Here is a 5,380-nt window from a genome sequence, read left to right as displayed (position 1 = left end):
GATCGGTGTGTGGTTGTTCTTTGAGAACTCAACAGGGTGCTTGTAAAGCCAGTGCCAATTATGATTTATACCCCGGACTGGTCAGGCCTTTATGGTTTGGCTGGTTGGGATTCCTTTGGCAACATTTGTTTGTTGTCGGGATAGCTGTTCAACTAATTTTTTGTTGGAGAGTTTGATCCTGGCTCAGGACGAACGCTGGCGGCGTGCTTAACACATGCAAGTCGAGCGGAAAGGCCCTTCGGGGTACTCGAGCGGCGAACGGGTGAGTAACACGTGAGCAACCTGCCCCAAGCTTTGGGATAACCCCGGGAAACCGGGGCTAATACCGAATATTACCTGTGGTCGCATGACTGTGGGTGGAAAGTTTTTCGGCTTGGGATGGGCTCGCGGCCTATCAGCTTGTTGGTGGGGTGATGGCCTACCAAGGCGACGACGGGTAGCCGGCCTGAGAGGGCGACCGGCCACACTGGGACTGAGACACGGCCCAGACTCCTACGGGAGGCAGCAGTGGGGAATATTGCACAATGGGCGGAAGCCTGATGCAGCGACGCCGCGTGAGGGATGACGGCCTTCGGGTTGTAAACCTCTTTCAGCAGGGACGAAGCGAGAGTGACGGTACCTGCAGAAGAAGCGCCGGCCAACTACGTGCCAGCAGCCGCGGTAAGACGTAGGGCGCGAGCGTTGTCCGGATTTATTGGGCGTAAAGAGCTCGTAGGCGGCTTGTCGCGTCGACCGTGAAAACTTGGGGCTCAACCCCAAGCCTGCGGTCGATACGGGCAGGCTAGAGTTCGGTAGGGGAGACTGGAATTCCTGGTGTAGCGGTGAAATGCGCAGATATCAGGAGGAACACCGGTGGCGAAGGCGGGTCTCTGGGCCGATACTGACGCTGAGGAGCGAAAGCGTGGGGAGCGAACAGGATTAGATACCCTGGTAGTCCACGCTGTAAACGTTGGGCGCTAGGTGTGGGGGGCCTCTCCGGTTCCCTGTGCCGCAGCTAACGCATTAAGCGCCCCGCCTGGGGAGTACGGCCGCAAGGCTAAAACTCAAAGGAATTGACGGGGGCCCGCACAAGCGGCGGAGCATGCGGATTAATTCGATGCAACGCGAAGAACCTTACCTGGGTTTGACATGGCCGCAAAACCTCCAGAGATGGGGGGTCCTTCGGGGGCGGTCACAGGTGGTGCATGGCTGTCGTCAGCTCGTGTCGTGAGATGTTGGGTTAAGTCCCGCAACGAGCGCAACCCTCGTTCGATGTTGCCAGCGCGTTATGGCGGGGACTCATCGAAGACTGCCGGGGTCAACTCGGAGGAAGGTGGGGATGACGTCAAGTCATCATGCCCCTTATGTCCAGGGCTTCACGCATGCTACAATGGCCGGTACAATGGGCTGCGATACCGTGAGGTGGAGCGAATCCCAAAAAGCCGGTCTCAGTTCGGATCGGGGTCTGCAACTCGACCCCGTGAAGTCGGAGTCGCTAGTAATCGCAGATCAGCAACGCTGCGGTGAATACGTTCCCGGGCCTTGTACACACCGCCCGTCACGTCACGAAAGTCGGCAACACCCGAAGCCGGTGGCCCAACCCTTGTGGAGGGAGCCGTCGAAGGTGGGGCTGGCGATTGGGACGAAGTCGTAACAAGGTAGCCGTACCGGAAGGTGCGGCTGGATCACCTCCTTTCTAAGGAGCACCTTCCGACGAAAGTCGGTAAGGAGCCCGCACCGCCCGAATGTGGTGGTGGGGTGCTCGAATGGCGGAGACACTGGCAAGTTTTGCCCTGGCAACGGCCGGCGGCGCCTAGTACAGCCACCCTTTGGGGTGGTGGGAACGGATGCTTCTGGTGCGGCTGGGGGGAAATGTAAGCACCCTGTTGGGTCCTGAAAGAACAACCGATGGTTGTTGTTTCAGAGACTTGGCCAGCCTCCCTTGTGGGGGCTGGGAGTCTGCCAGGCATGGCCTGGCCTCACATACCGCCGGTCGGTGATCGGGTTTGGTGTGGGGCTGTTCGGGTTGTGGGTTGGTCGTTTGTTGAGAATTGCACAGTGGACGCGAGCATCTTTGTGGTCAAGTTGTCAAGGGCGAACGGTGAATGCCTTGGCACCAGGAGCCGATGAAGGACGTGGGAGGCCGCGATAGGCCTGGGGGAGCTGTCAACCAAGCTGTGATCCCAGGGTGTCCGAATGGGGAAACCTGGCACCAGTCATGTGGTGTCACCCACACCTGAACACATAGGGTGTGTGGAGGGAACGCGGGGAAGTGAAACATCTCAGTACCCGTAGGAAGAGAAAACAAATTAGTGATTCCGTGAGTAGTGGCGAGCGAAAGCGGATTGAGGCTAAACCGGCTGCGTGTGATACCTGTCAGGGGTTGCGTGGTCGGGGTTGTGGGACCCTACTGAACAAGCTGACACTTGTTCGAGGAGTTACAAAGTCAGTGGCTAGTCGAACAGTCTGGAATGGCTGACCGTAGACGGTGAAAGTCCGGTAGGTGAAAGTTGCTGACCTTCTGTGGGTGTTCCCGAGTAGCGGCGGACCCCTGAAATCTGCCGTGAATCTGCCAGGACCACCTGGTAAGCCTAAATACTTCCTGGTGACCGATAGCGGACGAGTACCGTGAGGGAATGGTGAAAAGTACCCCGGGAGGGGAGTGAAATAGTACCTGAAACCGTTCGCCTACAATCCGTCGGAGCCTTGCGGGGTGACGGCGTGCCTTTTGAAGAATGAGCCTGCGAGTTAGTGGCATGTGGCGAGGTTAACCCGTGTGGGGGAGCCGTAGCGAAAGCGAGTCTGAATAGGGCGATTCAGTCGCGTGTCCTAGACCCGAAGCGGAGTGATCTAGCCATGGGCAGGCTGAAGCGCGGGTAAGACCGCGTGGAGGGCCGAACCCACCAACGTTGAAAAGTTGGGGGATGACCTGTGGTTAGGGGTGAAAGGCCAATCAAACTCCGTGATAGCTGGTTCTCCCCGAAATGCATTTAGGTGCAGCGTCGCGTGTTTCTTGCCGGAGGTAGAGCACTGGATGGTCTAGGGGGCCCACAAGCTTACCGAAATCAGCCAAACTCCGAATGCCGGTAAGTGAGAGCGCGGCAGTGAGACTGCGGGGGATAAGCTTCGTAGTCGAGAGGGAAACAGCCCAGATCACCAGCTAAGGCCCCTAAGCGTGTGCTAAGTGGAAAAGGATGTGGGGTCGCATAGACAACCAGGAGGTTGGCTTAGAAGCAGCCACCCTTTAAAGAGTGCGTAATAGCTCACTGGTCAAGTGGTTCCGCGCCGACAATGTAGCGGGGCTCAAGCACACCGCCGAAGCTGTGGCATTCACATTTTAACCTCGCTTGGACTTGATTCCTTGTGCAGGTGTGTGGATGGGTAGGGGAGCGTCGTGCCGCGAGTGAAGCAGCGGGGTGACCCAGTTGTGGACGCGGCACGAGTGAGAATGCAGGCATGAGTAGCGAAAGAAGGGTGAGAAACCCTTCCGCCGGATGACCAAGGGTTCCAGGGCCAGGCTAATCCGCCCTGGGTGAGTCGGGACCTAAGGCGAGGCCGAGAGGCGTAGTCGATGGACAACGGGTTGATATTCCCGTACCCGCGAAAGAGCGTCCCTGATGAACCTCGTTGTGCTAACCACCCGAACTTGGTGAGGTCTTCGGACTGAGCTGAGGGAGCGTGGGAACCTGATGGGTAGTAGTCAAGCGATGGGGTGACGCAGGAAGGTAGCTGAGCCCGGCCGGTGGTTGTGCCGGGGTAAGCGTGTAGGCCGTGTCGTAGGCAAATCCGCGACACACTAGGGCTGAGACGTGATGCCGAGCCGATTCAGGTGAAGTCAGTGATCCTATGCTGCCGAGAAAAGCCTCTAGCGAGTTCTTAGCGGCCCGTACCCCAAACCGACACAGGTGGTCAGGTAGAGAATACCGAGGCGATCGGGCGAACTGTGGTTAAGGAACTCGGCAAATTGCCCCCGTAACTTAGGGAGAAGGGGGGCCGGAGACGTGAAGCCCCGCGCGGGTGGAGCGTTGTATGGCCGCAGAGAGCAGGGGGAAGCGACTGTTTACTAAAAACACAGGTCCATGCGAAGAAGTAATTCGATGTATATGGACTGACGCCTGCCCGGTGCTGGAACGTTAAGGGGACCTGTTAGCTCTTCGGGGCGAAGCGGAGAACTTAAGCGCCAGTAAACGGCGGTGGTAACTATAACCATCCTAAGGTAGCGAAATTCCTTGTCGGGTAAGTTCCGACCTGCACGAATGGCGTAACGACTTCCCCACTGTCTCAACCACAGGCCCGGCGAAATTGCAGTACGAGTAAAGATGCTCGTTACGCGCGGCAGGACGGAAAGACCCCGGGACCTTTACTATAGCTTGACATTGGTACTCGAATTAGCTTGTGTAGGATAGGTGGGAGCCGGTGAAGTCCATACGCCAGTATGGGTGGAGGCAATCTTGAAATACCACTCTGGTTGATTTGGGTATCTAACTTCGGACCGTTATCCGGTTCAGGGACAGTGTCTGGTGGGTAGTTTAACTGGGGCGGTTGCCTCCTAAAGGGTAACGGAGGCGCCCAAAGGTTCCCTCAGCCTGGTTGGCAATCAGGTGTTGAGTGCAAGTACACAAGGGAGCTTGACTGTGAGACTGACAGGTCGAGCAGGGACGAAAGTCGGGACTAGTGATCCGGCACTTGCGAGTGGAAGCGGTGTCGCTCAACGGATAAAAGGTACCCCGGGGATAACAGGCTGATCTTCCCCAAGAGTCCATATCGACGGGATGGTTTGGCACCTCGATGTCGGCTCGTCGCATCCTGGGGCTGTAGCAGGTCCCAAGGGTTGGGCTGTTCGCCCATTAAAGCGGTACGCGAGCTGGGTTTAGAACGTCGTGAGACAGTTCGGTCCCTATCCGCCGTGCGCGTAGGATACTTGAGAAGGGCTGTCCCTAGTACGAGAGGACCGGGACGGACGAACCTCTGGTGTGCCAGTTGTCCCGCCAGGGGCACGGCTGGTTAGCTACGTTCGGAAGGGATAACCGCTGAAAGCATCTAAGCGGGAAGCCTGCTTCAAGATGAGGTATCCCACCCACCTTGTGGGGTAAGGCCCCCAGCTAGACGACTGGGTTGATAGGCCGGAAATGTAAGCCCGGTAACGGGTTCAGTTGACCGGTACTAATAGGCCGAGGACTTGACTACTAAGCTGCTACGCGTCCACTGTGCAACTCTGAACAAGCGAACACCCGTGACATTGTGTGCCGGGGTTGTTTGATATGTTCATAGAGTTACGGCGGTCATGGCGGAGGGGAAACGCCCGGTTACATTCCGAACCCGGAAGCTAAGCCCTCCAGCGCCGATGGTACTGCACTCGTGAGGGTGTGGGAGAGTAGGACACCGCCGGACAATCTTCCAG

3 rRNA genes are annotated in these 5,380 nt (G+C 57.5%); all 3 read left to right on the top strand.

Features of this window, described 5'->3' with window-relative positions:
• Window positions 1-160 precede the first annotated feature (160 nt).
• The 3 genes from B0E54_RS31930 to rrf all read left to right on the top strand — a co-directional run bounded on the left by B0E54_RS31930 (window position 161) and on the right by rrf (window position 5,370).
• Window positions 161-1,675 (top strand): 16S ribosomal RNA (locus B0E54_RS31930).
• Window positions 1,676-2,057: 382 nt separating this feature from the next.
• Window positions 2,058-5,166: ribosomal RNA gene (locus tag B0E54_RS31925) — 23S ribosomal RNA — on the top strand.
• Between the two features lie 87 nt (window positions 5,167-5,253).
• A 5S ribosomal RNA gene (rrf, locus tag B0E54_RS31920) occupies window positions 5,254-5,370 on the top strand.
• The 16S, 23S and 5S rRNA genes sit together here, the layout of an rRNA operon.
• The last annotated feature ends 10 nt before the right edge of the window (window positions 5,371-5,380 follow it).

The sequence above is a fragment of the Micromonospora sp. MH99 genome, assembly GCF_021442385.1.
GTDB lineage: Bacteria > Actinomycetota > Actinomycetes > Mycobacteriales > Micromonosporaceae > Micromonospora.
The sequence above is the reverse complement of the archived record's forward strand: the minus strand, read 5'-3'. Positions and strand labels throughout refer to the sequence as shown.